This window comes from Acidovorax sp. FW305-C-20-28 (assembly GCF_058783375.1).
Map to the genome: position 1 here is coordinate 172,875 of NZ_JBYSYM010000002.1, position 25,250 is coordinate 198,124.

General features: G+C 67.2%; 20 protein-coding genes. 13 read left to right on the plus strand and 7 right to left on the minus strand.

Going from position 1 to position 25,250, the window contains the following annotated elements; all coding sequences use genetic code 11:
- Positions 1-3: 3 nt before the first annotated feature.
- The 7 genes from AC3WOH_RS04130 to AC3WOH_RS04160 form a co-directional block, all read right to left on the minus strand.
- Positions 4-1,974, minus strand: a complete 1,971-nt coding sequence (locus AC3WOH_RS04130) for an acetyl/propionyl/methylcrotonyl-CoA carboxylase subunit alpha (protein ID WP_492228136.1) — start codon at positions 1,972-1,974, stop codon at positions 4-6.
- Positions 1,971-2,786 carry an enoyl-CoA hydratase/isomerase family protein gene (locus AC3WOH_RS04135; RefSeq protein WP_492228137.1) on the minus strand — a complete coding sequence of 272 codons (816 nt, stop codon included), beginning with the start codon at positions 2,784-2,786 and terminating at the stop codon, positions 1,971-1,973. The genes AC3WOH_RS04130 and AC3WOH_RS04135 overlap by 4 nt, the downstream gene beginning before the upstream one ends.
- A gap of 17 nt (positions 2,787-2,803) precedes the next feature.
- Positions 2,804-3,985, minus strand: coding sequence for an acyl-CoA dehydrogenase family protein (locus AC3WOH_RS04140; RefSeq protein ID WP_492228138.1), 1,182 nt, complete (start codon positions 3,983-3,985; stop codon positions 2,804-2,806).
- A gap of 57 nt (positions 3,986-4,042) precedes the next feature.
- Positions 4,043-5,656 carry an acyl-CoA carboxylase subunit beta gene (locus AC3WOH_RS04145; RefSeq protein WP_492228139.1) on the minus strand — a complete coding sequence of 538 codons (1,614 nt, stop codon included), beginning with the start codon at positions 5,654-5,656 and terminating at the stop codon, positions 4,043-4,045.
- The gene (locus AC3WOH_RS04150; RefSeq protein WP_492228140.1) at positions 5,653-6,561 is read right to left on the minus strand and encodes an SDR family oxidoreductase; all 909 of its coding nucleotides are present in this window, start codon (positions 6,559-6,561) and stop codon (positions 5,653-5,655) included. The genes AC3WOH_RS04145 and AC3WOH_RS04150 overlap by 4 nt, the downstream gene beginning before the upstream one ends.
- Before the next feature lie 3 nt (positions 6,562-6,564).
- The gene (locus tag AC3WOH_RS04155) at positions 6,565-7,293 is read right to left on the minus strand and encodes a TetR/AcrR family transcriptional regulator (RefSeq protein ID WP_492228141.1); all 729 of its coding nucleotides are present in this window, start codon (positions 7,291-7,293) and stop codon (positions 6,565-6,567) included.
- A 177-nt stretch (positions 7,294-7,470) separates the two neighbouring features.
- Positions 7,471-9,444, minus strand: coding sequence for a glycosyltransferase family protein (locus tag AC3WOH_RS04160; protein ID WP_492228142.1), 1,974 nt, complete (start codon positions 9,442-9,444; stop codon positions 7,471-7,473).
- A 70-nt stretch (positions 9,445-9,514) separates the two neighbouring features.
- Here AC3WOH_RS04160 and AC3WOH_RS04165 point away from each other — a divergent pair, with 70 nt between their 5' ends.
- From AC3WOH_RS04165 to slmA, 13 genes are all read left to right on the plus strand, one after another.
- Positions 9,515-10,633 (plus strand): carboxypeptidase regulatory-like domain-containing protein, encoded by a 1,119-nt coding sequence (locus AC3WOH_RS04165; RefSeq protein ID WP_492228143.1) that lies wholly within the window; start codon positions 9,515-9,517, stop codon positions 10,631-10,633.
- Positions 10,634-10,880: 247 nt separating this feature from the next.
- Positions 10,881-11,021: a hypothetical protein gene (locus AC3WOH_RS04170; protein WP_492228144.1), complete on the plus strand. Its 141-nt coding sequence runs from the start codon at positions 10,881-10,883 to the stop codon at positions 11,019-11,021.
- A 278-nt stretch (positions 11,022-11,299) separates the two neighbouring features.
- A complete protein-coding gene (locus AC3WOH_RS04175) occupies positions 11,300-12,616 on the plus strand; it encodes a M12 family metallo-peptidase (RefSeq protein ID WP_492228145.1) in 1,317 nt (438 codons plus the stop codon).
- A gap of 164 nt (positions 12,617-12,780) precedes the next feature.
- The gene (locus AC3WOH_RS04180) at positions 12,781-13,389 is read left to right on the plus strand and encodes a hypothetical protein (RefSeq protein WP_492228146.1); all 609 of its coding nucleotides are present in this window, start codon (positions 12,781-12,783) and stop codon (positions 13,387-13,389) included.
- On the plus strand, positions 13,386-15,161 hold the full coding sequence (locus AC3WOH_RS04185; RefSeq protein ID WP_492228147.1) for a type I secretion system permease/ATPase: 1,776 nt from the start codon (positions 13,386-13,388) through the stop codon (positions 15,159-15,161). The genes AC3WOH_RS04180 and AC3WOH_RS04185 overlap by 4 nt, the downstream gene beginning before the upstream one ends.
- An 18-nt stretch (positions 15,162-15,179) precedes the next feature.
- A complete protein-coding gene (locus AC3WOH_RS04190) occupies positions 15,180-16,934 on the plus strand; it encodes a type I secretion system permease/ATPase (protein ID WP_492228148.1) in 1,755 nt (584 codons plus the stop codon).
- A 54-nt stretch (positions 16,935-16,988) separates the two neighbouring features.
- Positions 16,989-18,350, plus strand: coding sequence for an HlyD family type I secretion periplasmic adaptor subunit (locus AC3WOH_RS04195; RefSeq protein ID WP_492228149.1), 1,362 nt, complete (start codon positions 16,989-16,991; stop codon positions 18,348-18,350).
- Positions 18,351-18,354: 4 nt separating this feature from the next.
- Positions 18,355-19,743: a TolC family outer membrane protein gene (locus AC3WOH_RS04200; RefSeq protein WP_492228150.1), complete on the plus strand. Its 1,389-nt coding sequence runs from the start codon at positions 18,355-18,357 to the stop codon at positions 19,741-19,743.
- Between the two features lie 196 nt (positions 19,744-19,939).
- Positions 19,940-21,040: an MraY family glycosyltransferase gene (locus tag AC3WOH_RS04205; protein WP_184858662.1), complete on the plus strand. Its 1,101-nt coding sequence runs from the start codon at positions 19,940-19,942 to the stop codon at positions 21,038-21,040.
- Positions 21,041-21,263: 223 nt separating this feature from the next.
- A complete protein-coding gene (argB, locus tag AC3WOH_RS04210; protein WP_492228151.1) occupies positions 21,264-22,154 on the plus strand; it encodes an acetylglutamate kinase in 891 nt (296 codons plus the stop codon).
- Positions 22,155-22,170: 16 nt separating this feature from the next.
- Complete coding sequence (locus AC3WOH_RS04215; RefSeq protein ID WP_184858658.1) at positions 22,171-22,863, plus strand: response regulator transcription factor; 693 nt, start codon at positions 22,171-22,173, stop codon at positions 22,861-22,863.
- Between the two features lie 77 nt (positions 22,864-22,940).
- Positions 22,941-24,392 (plus strand): sensor histidine kinase, encoded by a 1,452-nt coding sequence (locus AC3WOH_RS04220; RefSeq protein WP_492228152.1) that lies wholly within the window; start codon positions 22,941-22,943, stop codon positions 24,390-24,392.
- Between the two features lie 182 nt (positions 24,393-24,574).
- Entirely contained in the window at positions 24,575-25,237 is a 663-nt protein-coding gene (gene slmA, locus AC3WOH_RS04225; protein ID WP_492228153.1) for a nucleoid occlusion factor SlmA, read from the plus strand.
- Positions 25,238-25,250: the final 13 nt, after the last annotated feature.

Genomic DNA, 25,250 nt, shown 5'->3' on the forward strand with positions numbered 1-25,250 from the left:
GCCTCACGCCTCCTGCGCCGCAAAGCGCGCCAGCACCTGGCCCGGTGCGACCTGCTGGCCTGGCGCCACCAGCAGCTCGGTCACCGTCACCGCGGCCGGGCAAGCAAGGCTGTGTTCCAGCTTCATGGATTCGAGCACCACCACCGTTTCGCCGGCCTGCAGGGCCACGCCTGCCGTCACGGGCGCGGCCACCACGCGGCCGTTGAAGGGGGCCCGCAGTTCATTGGCGCCACTGGCCGCGCCTGCGCGTGCGGCGGGCTCCCATGAGGCGTCTTCCACCCACCCATCCACGCCACTGGCCTGCCAGTGCCAGCGGTGGGGGGCCACAGTGGCCGTGCGCACCTTGTGCGCGACACCATCCACCAGGCATTGCACGCGGCCATCGGGCAAGAGGGTCAGTGCCATGGCCATGGGCTGCGCCTCGGCCTTGGGGTCCACCAGCAAGCGCCCGGGGGTCGTTTCACGCACGGCGATGGGCAGCACCTCGCCCTGGTAGCGCAGCCGCATGGGGCGTGCAAAGCGGCAGGGCAGGGTGGTGGCGCGGGGCGGGAACAAGGCCGCCATGGCGCTGGGCAGCAGCGCCGTTTCTTCGTGCGCGCGCAGCGTGGCGCGCAGGGCGTCGCCTTGGTGCGAGAGAAAGGGCACGCGCGCCTGCCCGGCGCGGAACTGCGGGTGGTCGAGGCAAGCCGCCAGCAAGGCGCGGTTGCTGGGCAGCCCGAGCAAGGTGGTGCCATGCAGGGCGCGCACCAGCGCATCGATGGCCTCGCCGCGCGTGGCGGCATGCACGATGAGCTTGCCCAGCATGGCGTCGTAGTGGGGCGTGACCTCGGTGCCTGCTTCCAGCGCGTGGTCAAAGCGCAGGCCGCCCAGCGGCGCGGTCTCGAATGCGGTCGCCGGGGGCGCCTCGAAGTGCAGCACCCGTCCCGTGTGCGGCGTGAAATGCGCGTCCTCCGCACACAACCGCACCTCGATGGCATGGCCGTCGAGCGCCACTTGTTCTTGCGCGAGGGGAAGGGGCTCGCCGCGCGCCACGCGGATCTGCCACTCCACCAGGTCCAGGCCCGTGAGCGCCTCGGTCACAGGGTGCTCCACTTGCAGACGGGTGTTCATCTCCATCAGGTAGAAGTCGCCGTGCTCCCCGTCGAGCAGAAATTCCACGGTGCCTGCACCCACGTACCCCGCGGCCTGTGCCAGTGCCACCGCGCAGGCGCCCATGCGCTCGCGCAGGGCGGCGTCGACAGCGGGGCTCGGCGACTCCTCGATGAGTTTCTGGTGCCGCCGTTGCACCGAGCAATCGCGCTCGCCCAGGTGGATGCAGTGGCCGTGTGTATCGGCAAACACCTGCACCTCCACATGGCGCGGGGCCAGCAGGGCGCGCTCGACCAGCAGGTCGCCATTGCCGAAGCTGGCCAGCGCTTCCGAGCGTGCGCTGGCCAGCGCTGGGGACAACTGCGCAGCCTCGGTCACCAGCCGCATGCCGCGCCCGCCACCGCCCGCCACGGCCTTCACCATCAGCGGAAAGCCGATGCGCGCCGCTTCAGTGGCAAAGCGCTCGTCGCTTTGGTCACTGCCTGCATAGCCGGGCAGGCAGGGCACACCTTGCGCCTGGGCCAGCGCCTTGGCGCCGGCCTTGCTGCCCAGCGCGCGGATGGCTGCGGGTGGCGGGCCGATCCAGGTGAGGCCGGCATCCACCACGGCCTGGGCAAAGTCGGCGTTCTCGCTGAGGAAGCCATAGCCCGGGTGCACAGCGTCGGCACCCGTAGTGCGCGCCGCCGCCAGCAGCTTGTCGATGCGCAGGTAGCAGTCCGCACTGCTGCTGCCTCCCAGGGCCACGGCCTGCGTGGCCTCGCGCACATGCAGGGCCTGGGCATCGGGGTCGGAGTAGACCGCCACGGAGGCAATGCCCATGCGGTGCGCCGTGTGGGCGATCCGTCGCGCGATCTCTCCACGGTTGGCGATCAGGATTTTTTTCATGCCGAAGCGCTCCATGGTGGTGGCTTGCGGGCCGTGAATGCGGCCAGCCCCTGCGGCGCCTCCGGCCCGCGCAGGGCATGGGCAAACAGGTGTGCGGCATCGTCCAGCAGTGCGGGCAAGGGCAGCGTGCCTTGCACCTGCGCCAACAGATGCTTGGTGGCGGCAATGGCCTGGGGCGCCGTGCTGGCCAGGCGCTGCACGGCGGCTTGCACGGCCTCGTCCATGGGACCGTCCACCACCTCATCGACCAGCCCGGCCTGTTGCGCGGCGGCTGCCCCACTGCGTGCGCCCGACAGCAGCCAGCGCCGTGCCGCCGCCGGCCCCAACCGGCGCACCACGAAGGGCGCAATCTGTGCGGGCACCAGACCCAGGGTGACCTCGGGCGCCCCGAACTGGGCATTCGCATCCGCAAGCACCAGGTCGCCGCAGCAGGCCAGGCCCAGGCCGCCGCCCATGGCGGCACCTTGCACCGCGATCACCAGCCATTGGGGCAGGCCGCACAGCGCCTGCAGCAGCGTACCGAAGCGGCGGTTCAGCGGCACCAGCGGGTCGGGCATGCCCGCACCGAGCGGCTGGCCGATGGCCTTGGCAAAGCCGCCCAGGCTGCCGCCTGCACAGAAATGCCCGCCCGCACCGCGCAGCACCACGCCGCGCAGCGCGCCATCGTTGCGGGCGCGGGTGCAGGCCGCCAGCAGGGCGTCCACCATGGCATCGGTCAGCGCGTTGCGGCTGGCTGGGTCGTTGAGGGTCCAGGTCTCGACGGCAAGGCCGGCACCCAGCGGCGCACGGGTGATCAACAGGGTATCGGGCATGCGGTGTCCTGGCTGGCTCAGTGGGCGGCAGGCCGCTTGGCGATGCCCATGGTCTTGGCGAGGATGCCCAGCATCACTTCATCGGCCCCGCCGCCGATGGAGGCCAGGCGCCCGTCGCGGAACATGCGCGAGACCTTGTTCTCCAGCGTGAAGCCCATGCCGCCCCAGAACTGCAGGCAGGTGTCGGGCACTTCGCGGTTCAGGCGCCCGGCCTTGAGCTTGGCCATGGAGGCCAGCTCCAGCACATCCTGGCCGCGCACATAGAGTTCGCAAGCGCGGTAGGTCAGGGCGCGCAGGGCCTCGACCTCGGTCTTGAGCTCGGCCAGCTTGAACTGCACCCACTGTTGATCGGCCAGCGCACCGCCGAAGAGCTTGCGTTCCTGCGCCCATTCGATGGTCCAGCCGATGCAGTTGCTCAGCGACTCCAGCGTGCTCGATGCGCACCACAGCCGCTCCTCCTGGAACTGCTGCATCTGGTAGATGAAACCCTGGCCCTCGGCCCCGATGCGGTAGCGCTGCGGCACGCGCACCTCGTCGAAGTAGAGCAGGCCCGTATCGCTGCTGTGCATGCCGATCTTGCGGATCTTCTGCGCCACCTCCACGCCCTTGGTGAGCTGGCCGCCAGGGCCATCGCGCAGGGGCACCATCACCAGGCTCTTGTTGCGGTGCACAGGGCCTTCGCCGGTGTTGACCAGCATGCACATCCAGTCGGCCTGCAGGCTGTTGGTGATCCACATCTTCTGCCCGCTGATCACATAGTCGTCGCCATCCTTGCGCGCCGTGGTCTTGATGCCCGAGACGTCGCTGCCTGCAGCCGGTTCGCTCACGCCGATGCAACCCACCGTATCGCCCGCGATGGCCGGGGCCAGGAAGTCGCGCTTGAGCTCGTCGCTGCCGTGGCGCGCCAGGGCCGGTGTGCACATGTCCGTCTGCACGCCGATGGCCATGGGCACGCCGCCGCAGTGCACATGGCCCAGGGTCTCGGCCATGGCCACGGAATAGGAATAGTCCAGGCCCGAGCCACCGTATTCCTCAGGCTTGCACAGGCCCAGCAGGCCGAGCTTGCCCATCTTCTTGAAGACCTCGTGCGCCGGGAAGATCTCGGCCGCCTCCCATTCGTCCACATGGGGGTTGATCTCTTCGTCGATGAAGCGCTTGAGAGTCTTCTGGATCTCGCGGTGCTCGTGCGTGAAATGCATGGTGTGTCTCCGTTGATTTTTGTGTGGACCAGTGCAAGAAAAAGCGGGAAAGGGGACCTACATGCGCGCCACCCCGAACTGCATGGGGCGGACCGTGCGTGCCTGTGCGTCGGCACATGTGCTCAGGCACAGGGTCAGCACGGCACGGGTGTCGCGCGGGTCGATCACGCCGTCGTCCAGCAGCAGGCCGCTGGTGTAGAAGGCGTCGGCCTGGGCTTCGAACATGGCCACGATCTTGTCGAACTGGGCCTGCGACTCGGCCGCGTCGGGCGTGATGCCTTTGCGCGCCAGGGCGGCTTCGGTCACGATCTGCATGGTGCGCGCTGCCTGCTCGCCGCCCATCACGGCGGTCTTGGCGCCAGGCCAGCTGAACAGGAAGCGCGGCGCATAGCCGCGCCCGCACATGCCGTAGTTGCCCGCGCCAAAGCTCGCGCCGCACTGGATGGTGATCTGCGGCACCGTGGCGTTGGCCACCGCCTGGATCATCTTGCTGCCGTGCTTGATCATGCCGCCCTGCTCACTGTCCTTGCCCACCATGTAGCCGGTGGTGTTCTGCAGGTAGACGATGGGGTGGCCGAGCTGGCACATCCGCTGGATGAAGTGCGCCGCCTTGTTGGCACCCGCCACGTCGATAGGGCCATTGTTGGTGATGAAGCCCACGGGGCGGCCGTCGATGCGCGCCTGGGCGCACACGGTGGCCATGCCATAGCGGGCCTTGAACTCCAGCAGCTCGGAGCCATCCACGATGCGCGCGATCACCTCGCGCATGTCCACGGGCTGGCGCAGGTCGTCGGGCATCAGGGCCAGCAGGTCTTCGGCATCGAGCGAGGGGCCCGGAGCCTGCGTGGCTGCCTGTGGGTTCTCCCAGCCCGATGCCGCCACAATGGCGCGCGCCATGCCAATGGCCTCGCGGTCGTCCTGTGCCAGGTACTCTCCGAGGCCCGAGACGCTGGTGTGCATCTCGGCGCCGCCCAGCTCCTCCTCGGTCGCGATCTCGCCTGTGGCGGCCTTGAGCAGCGGTGGCCCGGCCAAAAAGGCGCGTGAGCGCCCCTGCACCATGACCACCACGTCCGACAGACCAGGCATGTAAGCCCCACCCGCCGTGCCCGAGCCGTGCTGCACCGTGATGACCGGTATACCGGCTGCCGATAGCCGCGCCAGGTTGCGGAACAGGCTGCCGCCGTGCACGAAGCCCTCTACCCGGTAGCGCATGAGATTGGCGCCAGCACTCTCGACCAGGTGCACGAAGGGCAGGCGGTTGTGCAGCGCGATCTCCTGCACGCGCAGGATCTTCTCCAGCCCCATGGGCTGGATGGCGCCGGCCTCGATGCCCGAGTCACTGGCCACCACCATGCAGCGCACGCCCGAGACCATGCCGATGCCGGCCACGATGCCGCCACCAGGCACGGACTTCGCCGGGTCCTTCGTGTCCTGCAGGTAGCCGGCCAGCGTGGCCAGCGGCAGCCAGGGCGTGCCGGCATCGAGCAGCAGCGCCACACGCTGGCGCGGCAGCAGCTGGCCGCGCTTGTCGAACTGCGGCTGGGAGCGGGCCGAGGCCTGCGCTGCGCGGTCCTCCAACGCGCGCAGGGCCTCCAGGCGTGCCAACTGTGCGCTGCGGCGGCGCAGGGCATCCGGTGAGCTGCCATGGAAGCGGGAGCTGAATGCCGTCATTCGACCTCTCCGCGTTGTTGGGGTTGATCGGCAAACACGCGCGGTACCTGGGCGCGGTGGAAGCCCTCGAACAGCCGCACGGCAGGCCGTTGCCGCGTTGCGGCATCGGGTACCTGCATGGGCCAGCCCAGGCGGGCCTGGGGGCGGGCGCCGTCGACGCGCACGGTGGTCCCGTTGATGAAGCTGGCGGCAGGGCTGAGCAGAAAGACGATGGCGGCAGAAATCTCGGCCTCGGTACCGAAGCGCCCCTGCGGCACGGTGTGGCGCATGGCGCGCAGCATGTCGGCCGCGGCGGGGGGGTAGTTGTCCATGCCGCTCGATGCGATGTAACCGGGTGCCACGGCATTCACGCGCACACCGTTTGCAGCCCATTCAAGGGCCGCGGTCTCGGTGAAGCTGACCATGCCGGCACGCGCCGCGCCGCTGTGGCCCATGCCCGGCATGGAGCCCCACATGTCGGCCACGATGTTGACGATGCTGCCGCCCTGGGCCTGCATCCACTGCCGGTGGCACTCGCGCGCCATCAGGAAGCCGCCGGTCAGGTTGGTGTTCAGCACCGCTTCCCAGCCCTTGGCGGAAATGGTGGCCAGCGGCGCCATGAACTGGCCGCCCGCGTTGTTCACCAGCGCGTCGATGCGGCCGTGCTCGGCCAGGGCCTGCTGCACGACGATGCCCACGGCTTCCTCGGAGCGGATGTCGCAGGCATGCCAGGAAGCCCGCCCGCCGTCTGCGGTAATTTCCGCTTGCACCGACTGGAGTTTGTCGGCCTTGCGCCCGACCAGCACCACCTGTGCCCCCAGCCGGGCCAGTTCATGCGCGGTGCAGCGGCCGATGCCCGAGCCGCCGCCGGTGATGATCACCACCTGTCCCGCAAAGAGGTCCGGGGCAAACACGCTCTGGTACATGGCTCATGCCTCCCGAATGAACAGTGCGAGCGCCTCGGCGGTGAGCTCGTCCAGCGACTTGCCGCCCTTGGGGGCAAACCATTGCACGGCCCAATTGAGGGCGCCAAAGAGGAACAGGCGCGCCACGCTGGGAGCGGCCTGCAGTGCGCCCTGCCGGGACAGGGCTTCCAGGGTGGGCATCCAAGCGGCCTCGTAGGCGTCCTTGACGCGGCCGATGCCTTTGCGCTGTGCGGGTGTCAGCGAGCGCCATTCGTAGAGCATCACCGGGATGAAGCCGCTGCGCGGGCCCAGCAGGATCTCGAAATGGTGGCGGATCAGCACCCGCAGCTGCTCTCGCGGCGTGGCGGTTGCGGGCAGGGCGGCCAGCGCCTGCTGCTGGCTTTGCAGGGCCATGACCATGCCTTCGTTCATCACGGCGTGGAGCAGGGCCCCCTTGCTTTCGAAATGGTAGAAGGGCGAGCCGCTGTGCATGCCGGCGGCCGCCGCGATGTCGCGCGTGGTGGTGGCCGCAAAGCCCTTGGTCAGAAACAGCTTGGCGGCACCGTCCATGAGCTTGCGGCGGCGGTTGCCGTCGTCGACTGCTTCGGCGGTCTTGCGCGGGCGGCCGCGTGGGCGCCGGGGTTCGTCCGTGGTGGCCACCGGGGCCTTGCGAGGGCGGGCAACGGGCGTGGGAGGGGCTTCAGGGGCCAGGGTGGCCGAGGGACGTTTGCGCCGGGTAGCGGGGGATTCCATGCTGCGCACGATAGCAAAACACTTTATTTTTAGCAAGCAAGTGCTTTGTAAAAATAAAGCGAATGCGTTAGGGCCATTTCGCCTCGTGTGGCATGCGAGGGCGGGCGTGCAGTCTTTGCAGGGTTCGAACGCCTGCCCCGCGGTCGTGGCGGTGTCCGAGAGGGGAGACTTCCCGCTTTATCCGGGAGGGGCGCTGTTGGCCTGCGCCGGGCATGGAGCGGGTGGGCTGGTCTCGAACAGGTCTCCAGGTCCGGCCCAACGGGTGCGGGCCGTTGCCGTGGATGCGGAGGTAGTGTGTTCCGGGCTGGGGGCCGCAGGCCAGGGCAGCAAGGGCGAGTAGGACAGCCGTCCATCCGCGTGCGCCACGCGAATGCGAAAGCAGCCCTGCGGCTGCTGCTCCACACGGAGTTGGCCCTGGTCTGGCACGGCCGTCGCATTCCCGTTGGAGAGCAGGGCAAAGCTGGCACCTGCCGGCGCTTCCAGCTTCCATGCCAAAACCCTGTGCTTGGTGTCATAGCCGACGTCCACGGCCAGGGTGGCGGGGGTCAGGCGCGCATGCCAGCGTTGCAGCATGGCCGGCACGTCGGCACGGATGTCTTCCATGCCCAGCACGCTGCCGCTGTAGCGCAGTACCTGCTGGGGGAGCTGGGCGGGTGGGCGACCGGCCAGATCCGACTCGTCGGCCACCGACAGCGGCGGCGGGCCAGTGCGCCCCATGGCGGGGCGCAGGCGCTCGAGCCCATGCACAAACCAGGCGGGCACGCCCGGGTCTCCCCAGATGGCAGTGGCTGCGTCGCGCTCCAGGTAGGCCGTGCCGATGGCTCGAAACAGCGTGTTGTTGCGCACTGCGGCGTGCGCTGAAGGGCTGGACAGCAGCCAGCCGGGCACCGACACGGCCAGTACGGCCGCGAGGAGCCCCGCCTGCACCCACCGGGGTCGCTCCCGCCATGCATACGCCAGCGCCAGCGTGCAGATCAAGGAGAGCGCGGCCCATGGAATGATGAAGTACCGCTCGGCCAGGCCCGGCAGGCGCACCAGAGGCAGCAGTGGCGCAAAGAGCCATGTGGGCAGCAAAACGACCCAGAAAAGCAGCAGCACGCCCGGGGGCTTTCCGTGCCGCCACGCGGCCGCAGCTGCCAGTGCCGCAAGGCCCGCAGTCGCCACCAGCGGAGCGCTCCACAACATCGCCGGAACGGCGGCAAACGCCGTCACGGTGTCGGCAAGCAGGTTGCCGGCAATGTCCGCGGCGGGCCGGTATCCGCCCACAAAGTTGCCCAGCATGAAGCCTCGCCAGGCAACGTACAGTGCGATGACGACCAGCCAGGGCCAGGCCACCGCCAGGCGCTGCCGGAAGCTGCCCAGCGGCAGCAGAAAGGGAATGAACCCCAGGGGGATGAAAATCTCCTTGGCGGTGATGGACACGGCAAAGGCGAGGGTGGCGAGCCACCGCAATGGCCGGGGGCCGCCGTCCAGCGCGCGAACAGCCCACCAGATGGCCAGCAGAAAGAACAGCAGGCCTTCCAGGTAGTGCCGCACCATGAGCAGTTGCGTCGCCTGGGCCACCGGCGTGCCCACCAGGAACATGGCCGGTGCCACAAGCGCCGCGATCTCACCGGTCCAGCGCGCAGCAATGCGGTGCAGCAGCCATGCGCACCCGGCCAGCGTCAACAGGTGGTGGACAAAGAAGCCCCGGGGCTCATAGCCGAACAGTGCGATGTCCAGGTCATAGACCAGCGAAAGCCAGGGGGTGAGGCTGAAAGGGACCAGGGCCCGCCACGCCTGCGGCACGGTGAAGTACTCCAGCGGCGTGTACTTCTGGGCGTGCAGCAAGATGGCTGGATCATCACAGCACCACCACAGTTGCGGGATGTCGCCGTAGAGCGCAAACACTGCGCCAACGACCAGTACAAGCACTGCGATGGGATGCGTCAAAAACTTATGCAAGTGGGTGGTCCGGTGGATTGTCAGGGAGGGCGCTTGATTGTTACCCAAGGGGTCGATGCGCTGATCGCATGCGCCCATCCCCATTAATTTGTGCCCAATCGTTGCCTGGGCCATCAATTTGAAACAGGGCGGATCAACCATTTGGATGTAAATACCTTGTTTCTTTTGCTTTGGTGGCCTACTGTTCTCAAGGGGGTTCTTTTGCATCGATGTCATGTGGAGAGCGGAGGGCTGCAATCCCCTACGCTTCGCGTCCTATCAACGAGAGGCAGGTTTCATGAACACATACGGCATTGCCCAATGGGCGCGTGGCGCCATCGTCGCAGCAACCGCTGCTCTGGCACTGGGGGCGCAGGCGCAGGTCATCGATTTCTCGGGCACCCGCGGTGCAGGTGTCAACCAGACGGACGTGCTGCTGGAAAACCTGCGCCTGCTGGTGCCGGTGGCCAATCCGCAGCAGCCCGGCACCACCACCACGGTGGAGTCCAACTACAACATCCTGTTCCGCTTTGACCCCACCACCTTGCACCTGGTGCCTGTGGGCCTGCAGCAGACCGGCGGGTCGGGTGCGGTGCAGTGCGCCAGCGCACAGGTGACGGTGTTCGACGCCCTGCGGGGCGCGAACCAGCCGCTGGTCAATGCGTCGGTCACGCTGGGCACGCGCTCGGCGACCACCAATGCACAGGGCGTGGCCTCGTTCACGGGGCTGGCCCAGGGTTTCTTCACGGTGACCACGACGGCGCCCAATTACTCGCCCGCCAACCAGACCGTGCTGCTCAACTGCGCTGCGCCCAACCAGGTGGCGGTAGCCCTGTCGCCGGCCAGTGGCAGTGCGGGTGGCTTGGCTGCGGGCCAGTTCCGCACCATCCTGACCTGGGGTGAGAACCCGCGCGATCTGGATTCGCACCTGACAGGACCTGCTGCCAGCGGGGCAGCGCGCTGGCATGTGTACTTTGCCTCGAAGAATTCGGGGGACATGTGTGCACTGGACGTGGATGACATCTCCTCCTACGGCCCGGAAACGGTGACCTGCCCACCCACGGCGAGCACGGGCGGTGCAGGAGGGGCCCTGCGCCCAGGCGTCTACCGCTATTCGGTGCACCACTACTCGGGCTCGGGCAACCTCGGTACATCGAATGCCAATGTGCGGCTGGAGCTTTCGAATGGACAGGCCTACACGTTCACGCCGCCGGCCGCGCCCTACACCGGCGCCAACAATGTCTGGACGGTGTACGAGCTGACGGTGCTGGGCGACGGGTCCGTGGGGGTGGCGCCGGTCAACTCGGTGATGGCGAATGTCTCGTCCAGCAGCGTCGCTCGCGAATTGCCGATCGCCGAAGGCACCGGGCTCGGCCAGGCGGAAAGCCCATCGCTGTTCCGGAATCTGGCGAAGTAAGCGGGCCAGGCACTGCCGTCTGGCAGTGTGTCGCGGCGGTATGAGGGGTGACGGTTTGTTCGGGTCGCTCCGGCCCAGGCGACTGGCTGAAGGTGCTTTTGATAGCGCAATAGTGCCGCAGCATGCGCTTTTCGGGGGAATCCGGGGTGCGCTGCGACTGAGCCAGGCAGGGACCCGGCCTCCCGTTTAACAGAGACATTGCAGGGTTAATGGACCTTGGCTGAAGCGCCGGTGATAACGTAAGGGCATGAACACACCGAACCAAACCCCCACGCCAATCCCCGCCGGTCTTGATGCCGACAAGATGCGCAATGACCTGGAAGCGCTGCTGCGCAAGGCTGCCCCGCCACAGGACAAGGCCGCTGCCGACAAGCCCGCAGGCAAATAAGCCGCTGCGCACCATGCCCACGCCGCCGGCCCGCATTGCGGGCGGGCGGCGTTTGCTTTTGGAGCGCTGGGCTCATGCGGTCGGGTGACAGAGTAGGCCGCTGCGAGGGCGACCATTGGTTTTCCATAGCGGCGGTGCGCGGGCACCGGTGATACAGTGGTGCGGCACTTCTGTGTCCTGCAGCCGGACTCTTTCTCTGCCCCCTTTTGTTGGTGGCCTGCTCTTGGCAGGCTGGAGGGTCTGGAAGGAATGTGGCTGACTGAAAGGAAAGCCCGACCATGGCCACCGTTTCCGATCTCCAGCGCATCGTGTACTCCGGCAACCCGCAGGCCGACGCCCTGCTGGACAACCCCTCGCCGTGGAACTTCTTTCCCGATGGCCGCAAGGTGCTGTACTACACCTTCGATGCCAGCCCCGGCAGCGTGGCCGCATCCGATGCGGGGCGCCCGATCACTGCATTCAACGCCGCGCAGCAGCAGGCCACGCGGCAGATACTGCAGCATGCGGCGGCGGTCACGGGCATCACCTTCACCGAGGTGGGCAGTTCTGCCCAGGCGGATCTGCATTTCGTCGCCACCAACATCCCGGGGGCATCGACGGCCGGGCTGGCCTCCACCTTCTACAACTACAGCTACAACGGCAGCCAGACGCTGACCCAGCTCAATGCCGAATCGGTGGTCTACCTGGACAACGTGGAGCATGCCGGCATCAACAACCAGCCGACGGCGGGTGGTGCCGGTTACGAGGTGCTTCTGCACGAGGTAGGGCATGCATTGGGGCTGGCGCACCCGTTCGACTCCGCGCGGCCACTGCCCGCATCGCAGGACAACACCAACAACACCGTGATGTCGTACACGCGTGCCGGTCCCTACAAGACGACGTTCCAGGCCTACGATCTGCTGGCTCTGGACTGGATCTATGGGCGGGATGGTCTGGGCGGCACGTGGGGCATGAATTCCACGAACGGCCCGACGCTGACATTTTCCAGCCAGCCCGTGGGCACGGCGGGGCCCGATGTATTCACCAGCACGCAGGCCAATGAGACGTTCAATGGTGCGGGCGGGGTGGACACCCTTGTGGCCCACGGTGCGCGGGGCGGGTATTCGCTCACCCGCAAGGACGGGGGCTGGCAGCTGGTGGACGGCACCGCCGGGCGCGATGGCACCGATACCTTGCTGCAGATCGAGCGCGTTCGCTTTTCGGACCGCTCCGTGGCGCTGGACCTCGATGGCGCTGCGGGAACGGCAGCGCGCCTGCTGGGGGCGCTGGTCGGCCCTGCCGGGCTGGCCAGCCGGGAGCTGGTGGGGGCGGTGCTGGGCGTGGTGGACTCGGGCGCGTCGCAGTTGCAACTGGCGCAGTTGGGACTGAATGCGGTGCTGGGCGCATCTGCAACGCCGGAGCAGGTGGTGGCGCTGCTGTACGGGAACGTGGTGGGGGGCTCCGCAGATGCCGCCACAGTGCAATCCCTGGCCGGATTGATCCGATCGGGCGCCTATACCAGTGCGTCTTTCACGGTGGCGGTAGCCAACCTGGATATCAATGCCGCCCATATCGACCTGGTGGGGCTGGGCGCGCGGGGGCTTGACTACGTCTGACCACGCCGGGCCCCGAAGGCCCTGACGAAGGGTTTCTCCTGCCCTCGGCGGCCCTGCCCGGGCGTGCATCTTCCGTTGCCTGTGATTCGGGTCACTCCGGGAAGGCGGTGCCCGAGTGGGGTGTCAAAAAATTCATATAGGAACTGGTACACTCCGTTTCCTATATGAATTCTCTCCTGCGCATTCCGCTCAATGCCACACCCGAGCAGGTGGGGCGGCTGCGCGCATTGCAGACCGGGTTTGCCAATGTCTGCAATGCGCTCGCGCCGGTGGTGCAGCAGACGCGGGTGTGGAACCGGGTGGCACTGCACCACCTTACCTACCGCCAGTTGCGTGAGCAGTTTCCCGAAATGGGCTCGCAGATGGTGTGCAACGCCATCTATTCGGTGTCTCGCACGGGGCGCCTGATCTTTCAGCACCCTGCCAGCCCCTTCAATCTTGCGCGGCTGGGGGACAAGCCGCTGCCCCTGCTCCAATTCGCAGACACCTGCCCGGTGTACTTTGATCGCCACACCTTGAGCGTCAAGGGCGGGCAATTGTCCATGTTCACGCTGGACGGGCGCATGCGCTTTCAGCTGGCCCTGCGCCCGGAAGACGAGGCGAGCTTTCACGAGCGCAAGCTGCGCGAGATCGTCCTGTCGCAGCGGGCCGATGGCGTCTATGAATTGTCCTTTTTGCTGGGCAGCGAGACCGATGGCGCCGCGCCTGCGCCAGATCTGTCCATGCCCGATGGCGAGATCCCCGAATACATCATGGTCCACGAGACAGTATGAAACCCAACCTCCCTTCTTCTGAGCTGCGTGAAGCGATTTCCTCGCTGCGACCTTTCTTTGTCCGCTCCAGTTGGTTCAGCTTGTTCTCCAGCCTGCTGGTGCTGGCGCCGTCCGTGTACATGCTGGAGGTCTACGACCGGGTGGTGAACACGCGCAACCACCTGACCCTCGTCATGCTCACCTTGCTGGTGATGGGCGCCTATGTGCTCATGGAGGTGCTGGAGTGGGCGCGCAGCGAGGTGATGCGTTCGGCCAGCGTGGAGCTCGACCATCGCATGAGCGGACGCGTCTTTGGTGTGATCTTCGAAGCCAGTCTCAAGCGCCTGCCCGGAGGGTCGCAGCAGCCCTTCAATGATTTCCGGATGGTGCGTGACTTTCTGTACTCACCAGCGCTGCTGGCGGTGATGGAGGCGCCCATCGCGCTGGTGATGATGGTGCTTTTGTTCATGATCAGCCCGTTGCTGGGCTGGACAGCGCTTGTCTTCGGGGTGCTGCAGGTCATTGTGGCCTGGTTCAACGAGCGCGCCACCAAGCCGCCGCTGATGCAGGCCAACGGCAGTTCGATCGCCGCGCAGCAGTATGCCGACGGCGCCCTGCGCAATGCCGAGGTGATCGAGTCCATGGGCATGCTGCGCGATACCCACAAGCGCTGGCAGAACAAGCAGCGTGATTTCCTGCGTCTGCAGGCACTCGCGTCCGAGCGCGCCGGCGGTTTCCAGGCGATCTCCAAGTTCGTGCAGAACACCCTGAGCTCGCTGCTCCTGGGGCTCGGGGCCTGGCTGCTTCTGCGCAACCAACTCAATGGTGGCGCAGGGATGATGATCGTTGCCTCCATCCTGGGCGGGCGCATGCTGGCCCCCCTGGTCCAGGTCGTGACGCAGTGGCAGACGGTCGTGAACGTGCGGGATGCCTGGATGCGGCTGGACCAGCTGTTGACGGCGCTGCCTGCAACGGCACCGACCATGGCATTGCCGGCTCCCCGTGGAGCGCTGCAGGTCGAGCAACTGATCGCATCGGCTCCCGGCAATCCCGCCCATATCCTGCGGGGCGTCGCCTTTGCATTGAACCCCGGTGAGGTGCTGGTGGTCGTGGGGCCGTCGGCCTCGGGCAAGACCACCCTGGCCCGTCTGCTGGTGGGCCTGTGGCCTGCAGCCGGGGGCAAGGTACGCCTCGATGGTGCCGACGTCTACACCTGGAACAAGGCTGAGCTGGGCCCCTACATGGGTTATCTGCCCCAGGGGGTGGAGCTGTTCGAGGGCACTTTGGCCGAGAACATCGCCCGCTTTGGCAAGGTCGACATGGCCAAGGTGGAGGCTGCGGCACGTGCGGTTGGCCTGCATGAGTTCATCCTGTCGCTGCCGCATGGCTACGACAACCCTGTGGGGGCGGATGGGGCCCGGCTGTCCGGCGGGCAGCGCCAGCGGGTGGGATTGGCGCGTGCGCTGTACGACGATCCCGTGTTCGTGGTGCTGGACGAACCCAATTCCAGCCTGGACGAACAAGGTGATGCGGCTCTGGCCCAGGCCATCCTGGCTGCCAAGCAGCGGGGCACCACCTTCGTCATCATGACCCACCGCACCAGTGTGCTGGCCGTGGCCGACAAGATGCTGGTGCTGCGGGATGGGATCCAGCAGGTCTTCGGACCGCGCGATGAGGTCATCGCAGCCCTGAACCAGGCTGCGCAGCAGGCGCAGGCGCAGGCCCAAGCCCAGGCGCAACAAGGCCCGCAGACAGCGCCGCAGGGTTCGGCCCCGGCCCTGGCTGCATCCTGATATCCACCGAGTCCCCTCATGAAGAAAACTGGTTTTTTCCACCGCAGCGAACTCACTGAAGCCCTGTGGTCCTTCCGTCGGGAGTTCGTCGTGGTCGGTATCTTCAGCATGGTAGCCAATGTGCTCATGCTGGCGCCCACGATGTACATGCTGCAGGTGTTTGACCGCGTCATGTCCAGCCGCAGCGAACTGACCTTGATGGTGATGTCGCTCATCACCTTGTTCCTGTTCGTCGTGATGGCGTTCTCCGAGTGGATGCGCTCCCGCGTGCTGGTGCATGCAGGGCAGCGGCTCGACGGAGTGCTCAGCACCCGTGTCTTCAATGCCAGCTTCGAAGCGCGGTTGAGCCAGACCGGCGCGTCGGTGGCGCGGGCCTTCTCCGACCTGATCCAGGTTCGCCAGTTCGTCACGGGCAACGGCATTCTGGCGTTCTTCGACATTCCATGGGCACCCATCTATCTGGCGGTGCTGTTCTTCCTGCACCCCGTGCTGGGCTATGCAGCGCTGGTGTTTGCGGCGTTCCAGGGGGCTCTGGCCTGGTTCGGCCACCGACAGACGGTGGCCCCCGCAGAGGCGGCTTCCAAGGCCACGGCAGAGTCGGGCGCGTACCTGCAAAGCAAGCTGCGCAACGCGGAAGCGCTGGAATCCATGGGCATGGTCCACAACCTGCGCCCCCATTGGGCCAAGCGCCACGGCACGGCTCTGGAGCTGCATGGCCGCGCGCAAGCGCTCACGCACCGCATCGGTTCCTGGAGCAAGTTCATCCGCTACAGCCAGCAGTCGCTTGCGCTGGGCATAGGCGCCCTGCTGGTGATCGACGGCCAGCTCTCGCCGGGGGGCATGATTGCCGCCAACGTGCTCATGGGGCGTGCACTGGCACCCATCGACATGCTGGTCGGCACGTGGCGCAGCTTCATCGGGGCGCGCAGCGCGTTCGAGCGTCTGGAAGACCTGTTGCGCCTGCATCCGGAGCGGGACGCGTCGCTGTCCCGCGTGGCGCCCAAGGGCGATGTCCTCGTGCGCGATCTGGTGGCAACGGCCCCTGGTCGTCCCACGCCCATCCTCAAAGGTGTGAGCACGGCGGCCTCTGCCGGGACCGTGACCGTCGTCCTCGGCCCCTCGGGTTCGGGCAAGTCCACGCTGGCGCGCTGTCTGATGGGCATTTGGCCTGGAGCCTCCGGCGAAGTCCTGCTCGATGGCCTGCCCATGGAGGGCTGGGATCGGATGGAGTTGGGGCCCTATCTGGGCTACCTGCCACAGGATATCGAGTTGTTCGAAGGCTCCATCGCCGAGAACATTGCGCGGTTCGGCGAGGTGGATCCGGAGAAGGTCATCGCTGCGGCGCGCAGTGCAGGTCTGCACGAAATGATCCTGCGCTTTCCCAAGGGTTACGACACCCCCATCGGTGAAGCGGGGAACCTGCTGTCCGGAGGGCAGCGCCAGCGTGTGGGCCTGGCCCGCGCGATGTATGGCGATCCGGTGATGGTGGTGCTCGATGAGCCCAACGCCAATCTGGACGATGTGGGTGAAGCGGCTCTCGTGCGCGCCGTGCTGGGGCTCAAGTCCAAGGGCTGCACCGTGTTTTTGATCACCCACCGGCCGGGCATTCTGGCCGTTGCAGACCGCCTGCTGGTCCTTCAGGACGGTGCGGTGGTGGCTGATGGCCCGCGCGACGCCGTGCTGGACGCCTTGCGCGCCGGGCATGCCGCTGCGGCAGCGCAGTCTGCGCCGCCCGCAGCGCCCACCGGTGGCCTGCAGCCCTTGCCGGCATGAGCCGGTACAGGGTGGACTTCGTTTTATTGATGCCTTTTTCTGTCGGGTACTGACATGGTCAAATCATTGTTTCCTTTGAATAAGAAGCCGGATCCCGCGCTCGACGGCAACGATGCCCTCGCGCTGCCCTCCACCGCCGATTCGGGCCGCGCTGGACGCATGGGGCTGTGGGCGCTCGCCATCGGTTTCGGAGGCTTCCTGTTGTGGGCCTCGCTGGCACCGCTGGACGAAGGGGTTCCGGCTGCAGGCATTGTGGCCATCGATACCAAGCGCAAGGCGGTGCAGCACCTCAGCGGTGGCATCGTCAAGGAGGTGCTGGTGCGCGAGGGCGACGAGGTGCAGGAAGGCCAGTTGCTGATCCGTCTCGACTCGGCGATGTCCCGGGCCAACTACGAGTCGGTGCGCCAGCGCTACCTGGGCCTGCGCGCCATGCAGGGGCGCCTGCTGGCTGAACAGGGCAACCTGGCCAGCATCAGCTTCCACGCCGATCTCCAGGCGGCGGCATCGGATCCGCTGATCCGCCAGCAGATGCAGAACCAGGAACAGCTCTTCCAGACCCGGCGCAGCCTGCTGCGCTCCGACCTGCAATCCATCGAGGAAAGCATCCAGGGGCAGGAAGGGTTGCTGCAGGCCTATGACGGCATGCTGGCCAGCCGCAAGAGCCAGTTGTCGCTGCTCAATGAGGAACTGGGCAACCTGCGCGGTCTCGTCAAGGAGGGCTATGCGCCGCGCAACCGCCAACTGGAGATGGAGCGCATGGTGGCGGACTCCACGACGGGGATCGCCGATCTGCAGGGCAATACCATCCGCGCCCGCCGCACCATTGGCGAGCTGCGCCAGCGTGCGATGTCGCGCCAGCAGGAGTACCGAAAGGAAGTCGAAAGCAATCTGGCCGACGTCAGCCGCGAGGTGCTGTCGGACAACGAGAAGCTGCACGCCGTCACCGATGACCTCGGGCGGACGGAGATCAAGGCGCCGGCGGCCGGCCAGGTGGTGGGTCTCGCCATCCAGACGGTGGGCGGCGTGATCGCGCCCGGACAGAAGCTCATGGACATCGTGCCCAAGGATGCCTCGCTGCTGCTGGAGGCGCATGTGCCCCCGCACCTGATCGACCGGGTGCATTCCAGCCTGCCTGTGGATGTGCGCTTTTCTTCGTTTGCCCATTCCCCCCAGTTGGTCGTGGATGGCAAGGTGGCATCGATCTCTGCAGACCTGCTGGTGGAGCCGCAAACCAACGTCAGCTACTACCTTGCGCGCATCCAGGTGACGCCGGAAGGCATGAAGAAGCTGGGCAAGCGCCAACTGCAGCCCGGCATGCCGGTGGAGGTGATCTTCAAGACGGGCGAGCGCTCCATGCTGACCTACCTGCTGCATCCGTTGACCAAGCGGCTGGCGGCATCCATGACCGAGGAGTAAAGCCATGACCTTCCAACGACATGCCTCCCTGCCTGCGGGCCGCAGCCGGAGAGGGCCCTCGGCCCGCCTGGGCTGCCTGGCCGCCGCAGTCGCCGGGCTGCTGATGGCCGCGCCAGCGTGGTCCATCGACCTGCGCCAGGCCTACGAGGCCGCCCTGGCCAACGACGCAACCATCCGTTCGTCGCGCGCCACCGCCGATGCCAACCGCGAGCAATTGCCACAGGCGCAGGCGCAGCGCTTGCCCAACATTTCCATTTCTGCGGGGCGCAACAAGAACGACCTCACCAGTGAAACCCAGAACATCCTGGGTCAACCGGTCACCACGGAGAACAAATACTACAGCGGCAACCAAGCGCTCACCATTCGCCAGCCGCTGTACCGTCCCTTCATCGGTGCACTGGTCAAGCAGGCCGAGGCCACGGTGAAGGATGCAGACGCCACGCTCGAAAGTGCGGAGCAAAACCTTGTGGTGCGTGTCGGCGAAGCCTACTTCGAGGCGCTGCTGGCCGAGGAGCAGCTGGCGCTCATCAGCGCGCAAAAGAGCACCTACACCACCCAGCTCGATGCAGCCAAGAAGGGCTTTGCGGCGGGCAGCGGCACCCGCACCGATATCGACGAAGCCCAGGCGCGGCTGGACATGACCCGTGCCCAGGAGCTGGAGGTGCAGCAGAATGTGGAGTTCACCCGCCGCAAGCTCGAAACCATCACCGGCCAGCCGGTGGGAACGCTCGCCCGCCTGGATCTGGCGCGTTTCACGCCAGGAGCCCCCACGCCCAGCCTCTTGGACGACTGGATTGCCCGGGCCGAGCAGGCCAGCCCGGATGTGAAGGCCTTGCGGGCCCGGCTGGAGGCTGCGACCTTCGAGATCGACAAAGCCAAGGCGGGGCACAAGCCCACGCTCGACGCGGTCGCGCAGTGGTCGCGCAACAGCAGTGACAGTGTGACCAGTGTCAACTCGCGCTATGACAACAAGTCCATCGGCCTGCAGCTGACCATTCCCATCTACGCTGGCGGCTACGTCAACTCCACCGTGCGCCAGGCCGTCGCCAGTGCCGAGCGGGCGCGCGAGCTGCTGGAGGCCGCGCGCCTGGACCTCAGTGTGCGGGTGCACCGCGAGTTCCGCGGCATGACCGAGGGCGTGCTGCGCATCAGTGCCCTGGAGCAGGCTGTGCGCTCGGCCGAGCAGGCGGTGCTGTCCAACCAGATGTCGTTCAAGGCCGGTGCCCGCACCACGCTGGACGTGCTGAACGCCGAGCAGCAAAAGACGACCGCTCTGCGCGACCTGGCGCAAGCGCGCTATACCTATGTGGCCTCCCGTCTGCGCCTGCAATCGCTGGCCGGGGATGAGCGCGCAGCCAGCGTGTCCGAGATCAACGCCTGGCTGGCCCTTTGAGTCGGACGCACTTCGCCGCCGTGTCCCGCTCCGAGGGGCCTCCAGTGCAGGGGGGCTCGGCGGGCCGTCGGGCGTCCGGATGCAATCGAGATGCATTCGTGTCATCGCGGCTTGGCGCCATTTGTGTGACCAGCCGCACGCAGGGGTACATGAGGTTACTTGCCGATACAGGCCCTGCAGTTACGATTGGCGCCTCATGATTTGGTTGTCCGTGGTGGGTTTTCTGGTGGCGGCGATGGCTGCGGGGTTCGTCGTACGCTGGGTGCGGGGACACGCGTCCGCCTACGGAAACGGCATGCCGCAGCGCTTTCACATGGGCGATGTGCCCCGCCTCGGAGGCGCCGCCCTGCTGCTGGGCCTGGCCTGCGCCTGGGGTCTGGGCATCCTGCAGTCCTTTCTGGGCGACCCCGGGTCGCTGCGGCTGGGCTGGTGGGTCGGCAGCTGGCTGCTGGTGCTGCTGCCTGCGGTGCTGGGCGGCATCGCCGAGGACATGACCCAGCGGCTGGCTGTGCGCTACCGTCTGGCGCTGACCGGCGCTTCGGGGCTCCTGGCCATCTTTCTCCTGGATCTTTCGGTCCCCCGGCTCGGTCTGCCCTGGTTCGACATGCTGCTGTCGGTCTGCCCATGGCTGGGTCTGGCCATCGTGGTGCTGGCCGTGGCCGGCTTGCCCCACGCCTTCAACATCATCGACGGCTACAACGGCCTGGCCGGCATGGTCGCCATCATCGTCTGCCTCGCACTGGCGCACGTGGCATTGCAGGTGGGTGACCGCTCACTTGCGGCCTTGTTGGTCACCACGGCGGCGGCCACGGGCGGGTTTCTGGTCTGGAACTACCCGCGGGGCATGCTCTTTGCGGGGGATGGCGGGGCCTATGTATGGGGCGTCGTCATTGCCCTGGCCAGCATCTCCCTGGTACAGCGCAATGCCGATGTCTCTCCCTGGTTCCCCATGCTGCTCCTGATCTACCCGGTCTGGGAGACCGTGTTCTCGATCTACCGCAAGGCCGTGCGCGGGGTCTCGCCCGGCGTGGCCGATGCCCTGCATTTCCACCAGTTGATCTACCGGCGCATCGTGCGCGGCGTATTCCACGACGACGAGTCGCGCCGCGTGCTCATGCGCAACAACCGCACCTCGCCCTACCTCTGGGGCTTCACCCTGCTCACCGTGGTGCCGGCCATTCTGTTCTGGAACAACACCCTGGTGCTGATGGGCTTTTGCTGGCTGTTCGTCATCAGCTACGTGGTGGCCTACCTGGCCATCGTGCGGTTCAAGGTGCCGGACTGGTTGAGGCGGTGAATCCCCCCTGAGTCGCCTGCGGCGCCATCCCCCCAGGGGGACGCTCCCAGCGCGGCGGGGCGGCCCTTGCGCGGGAGCACTGGTATGGGGCGCGCCAGTTTTTTGCGGCTGTGGGTGTTGGGTCGTGCAATGGATAACGGAATGCACGGGTACTGCATGCAAGACCGGCCCGCGAATGCGGCACAATTTGCGCATCATCGTTTTCTCTTGACGGCACGCCCCCATGACCGATCTTCTCTCGATTGCACCCCGCGACAAGGCTGAAATCCTGGCCCAGGCGCTGCCTTACATCCGCAAGTTCCATGGCAAGACCATGGTCATCAAGTACGGCGGCAACGCCATGACCGACCCGGCCCTGCAGGCCGACTTTGCCGAAGACGTGGTGCTGCTCAAGCTCGTAGGCATGAATCCCGTGGTGGTGCACGGCGGTGGCCCGCAGATCGAGACGGCCCTGAACCGCCTGGGCAAGAAGGGCGAGTTCGTGCAGGGCATGCGCGTGACCGACGCCGAAACCATGGAAGTGGTGGAGTGGGTGCTCGCCGGCGAGGTGCAGCAGGACATCGTGGGCCTGATCAACCAGGCCGGCGGCAAGGCTGTCGGCCTCACGGGGCGCGATGGCGGCATGATCCGCGCGCAAAAGCTCAAGCTGGTGGACAACAAGGACCCGAGCATCGAGCACGACGTGGGCCAGGTGGGCGATATCCTGTCCATCGACCCGAGCGTGGTCAAGGCGCTGCAGGACGATGCCTTCATCCCCGTGATCAGTCCCATCGGCTTTGGCGAGAACAACGAGAGCTACAACATCAACGCCGACGTGGTGGCCAGCAAGCTGGCCACGGTGCTGCAGGCCGAAAAACTCATGCTGCTGACCAATACGCCCGGCGTACTGGACAAGCAGGGCCAACTGCTCACCGACCTCACCGCGCGCGAGATCGACGCCCTGTTTGCCGACGGCACCATCTCCGGCGGCATGCTGCCCAAGATCTCGGGTGCACTGGACGCTGCCAAGGCCGGCGTGCATGCCGTGCACATCATCGACGGCCGCGTGCCGCATGCCATGCTGCTGGAAATCCTGACCGATCAGGCCTACGGCACCATGATCCGCAGCCATTGAACGTTCGGAGCGCCGCATGAGACTGCTGCTCGTCGAGGACGATGTCATGGTCGCCAGCGGCATCAAGCTCGGCCTGTCCGATGCGGGCTACGCGGTGGACTGGGTCGGCAGCGGCGAGCGTGCCGAAGAGGTGCTGCGCGTGGAGTCTTTCGACGCCGCCATCATCGACATCGGCCTGCCGGCCATGGACGGCCTGGAGCTCACGCGCCGCCTGCGCCGCCCCGACATGGCCAGTCCCTCGATGCCGGTGCTGATCCTGACCGCGCGCGACGCCCTGCATGACCGGGTGCAGGGTCTGGACCTGGGGGCCGACGATTACATGGTCAAGCCCTTCGAGCTGCCTGAGCTGCTGGCGCGCCTGCGCGCCCTGCTGCGCCGCTCGCAGGCCGCCACCACGGCCGTCCTGAGCTTCGGCCCGCTGGAACTGGACACCGCCGGGCGGCGCGCCAGCGTGCGTGCCGATGGCAGCGAGCAGGTGATCGAGCTCGGCCCGCGCGAGTGGACGGTGCTCGAGTACCTGCTCATCAACGCCCCCAAGCCCGCCAGCAAGGACAAGCTGCTGCAGGCGCTCACCGGCTGGGACAAGGAAATCACCCCCAATGCGGTCGAGGTGTATGTCTCGCGCCTGCGCGGCAAGCTGGAGCCGCATGGCGTGGCCCTGCGCTCGATCCGGGGGTTTGGCTACCGGCTGGAACTCCAGGCCGGCTGACACCTCCTCTTTTTCTGCTCGCGGCCCCCACCATGGAAACCCGGATCCCTCCTGCGCGACGGCCCGGACTGCGGGCCATGACCTCCGACCTGCGCAACCGGCTGCTGCTGCTGCTGGTGCTGCCGCTGTGCGTGCTGGCCACCATCGGCGTCTGGCTGGACTACCGCTCGGCCGACGAGGCGGCGGGCCAGCACGACCAGCGCCTGCTGCGCCTGCTGCCGGCCCTGTCCGATTCGGTGCTGGCGCCGGCCATCCGCGACAACGACCCGCCGCTGCTGTTGCTGGCCCCGCCGCTGGAGGACTTTCTGCGCCAGAACGCCGGCTTCTCGGGCTACAGCGTGCGCGACCCGTCGGGCAAGCTGCTGCTGGGCGACGACTGGGTGCACAGCGCCGTGCCCACCACCCAGGCGCCTGAATTCCACAGCATGGAATACGGCGGCGTGACCTACCGCGTGGCCGTGCAGCGTGGCCGCACCGGGGCAGGCGAGATGGTCGTGGCCCTGGCCGATGGCTCCGACCCGCGCCAGCAGTGGGCCCAGCAGCTGCTGCTGCGTGTGCTGCTGCCCAACCTGGTGCTGGTGGCAGCCGCTGCGCTGGCCATCCACTGGGCCGTGCGCCAGGCCTTCAAGCCGCTGGTGGACCTGGCCGAAGCCGTGGAGCACCGCTCGCCGCGTGATCTGAGCCCGATCGACGAAGCCGCCTCGCCGTCCGAGGTGCGGCCGCTCGTGCACTCGCTCAACCGCCTGTTCGCCCTGGTCAATGCCCAGGCCGAGGGCCAGCGCCGCTTCGTGGCCGATGCGGCGCACCAGCTGCGCACCCCGCTGGCCGGCCTGCAGGCCCAGGTGGAGGCCTGGGCCATGATGGCCAAGGCTGCGGCCCCCCAGCGGCAAGGGCCATCCGGGCAGGACAAGAAGGGCCCCGTGTCCACCGACGGGCGCACGCAGGGCGCCATCGTGCTGGGCGTGGACCAGATCGAGAAGCTGCGCAATGCCACGCGCCGCACCTCGCAGCTGGCGCACCAACTGCTGGCCCTGTCGCGCGCTGACGCGCGCAGCCTCGATGCCCAGCAACCCCAGCGCGTGGACCTCAAGGACCTGTGCGAAACCCTGCTCGAGACCTTTCTCGACCCGGCCACCGGCAAGGGCCTGGACCTGGGGATCGAGGTGCAGCCCGTGCACGTCACGGGCCACGGCTGGCTGCTGCGTGAATTGCTGTCCAACCTGGTGGACAACGCCATCAAGTACACCCCGGCCTCCGGCATCGTCACCATCCGCTGCGGCATGCGCCAGGGCAAGAGCGGGCCGCCGCGCGTCTTTCTGCAGGTGGAAGACGATGGCCCTGGCGTGCCCGACGCCGAGCGCACCCGGGTGATGCAGCGCTTTTACCGGGTGCCGGGCACGGTGGGCGAGGGCACGGGCCTGGGCCTGGCGATCGCCGACGAGATTGCGCGCGTGCACCGGGCCTCGCTGACCCTGGGCAGCGGGGCGCAGGGCCGGGGCCTGATGGTGACTGTGGTGTTTCCGCTGTAGCACCGCCCGCTTGCCTGGCCACCCCCGGGGGCTGTGCGAGAATCATTTCCACACATGATTTACGCCCTGCCGCTGGACGGCGGCCTGCCGTTTGCGGCACGCCGGCCATTGGGGCAGGAACCACGGGCCTCCGGGCGCCGAGGCCCTTGCGGGGCCTGCGTGCCTTCACACCATCTTTGCGCATGTCCGATCTTTCACAGCCCACCGAGCCCGCCAGCACTGCCGATGCCGAGGAATCTTCCACAGCACGCAAGCGGCCCAAGCCCGGGGAGCGCCGGGTGCAGATCCTGCAGATGCTGGCGACCATGCTGGAGCAGCCGGGGGCCGAGCGCATCACCACTGCGGCGCTGGCGTCCCGCCTTTCCGTCAGCGAGGCTGCGCTCTACCGCCACTTTGCCAGCAAGGCGCAGATGTTCGAAGGCCTGATCGACTTCATCGAGCAATCGGTTTTCGCGCTGGTGCAGCAGATCACCGGGCGCGAGGTGCCCGACCCGGCCCAGCCTCCTGAAGTGGGGCGGCGCCAGGCGGCGCGCATCGTCGCCGTGCTGCTGCAGTTCGGCGAACGCAACCCCGGCATGGTGCGCGTCATGGTGGGCGATGCCCTGGTGTTCGAGCACGAGCGCCTGCAGCAGCGCATGAACCAGTTCTTTGACCGCATCGAGTCCACGCTGCGCCAGTGCCTGCGGCCTGCCAACCCGGATTCGGCCACGCCCACGGTCGATGCCCAGGTCGCCGCCAGCGTGCTGACGGCCTTCGCCCTGGGCCGGCTGCAGCGCTATGCGCGCTCGGGCTTTCGCCGCATGCCCTCCGAGCACCTGGACGCCAGCCTGGCCTTGATGGTGTAAGAACCTGCTGTTT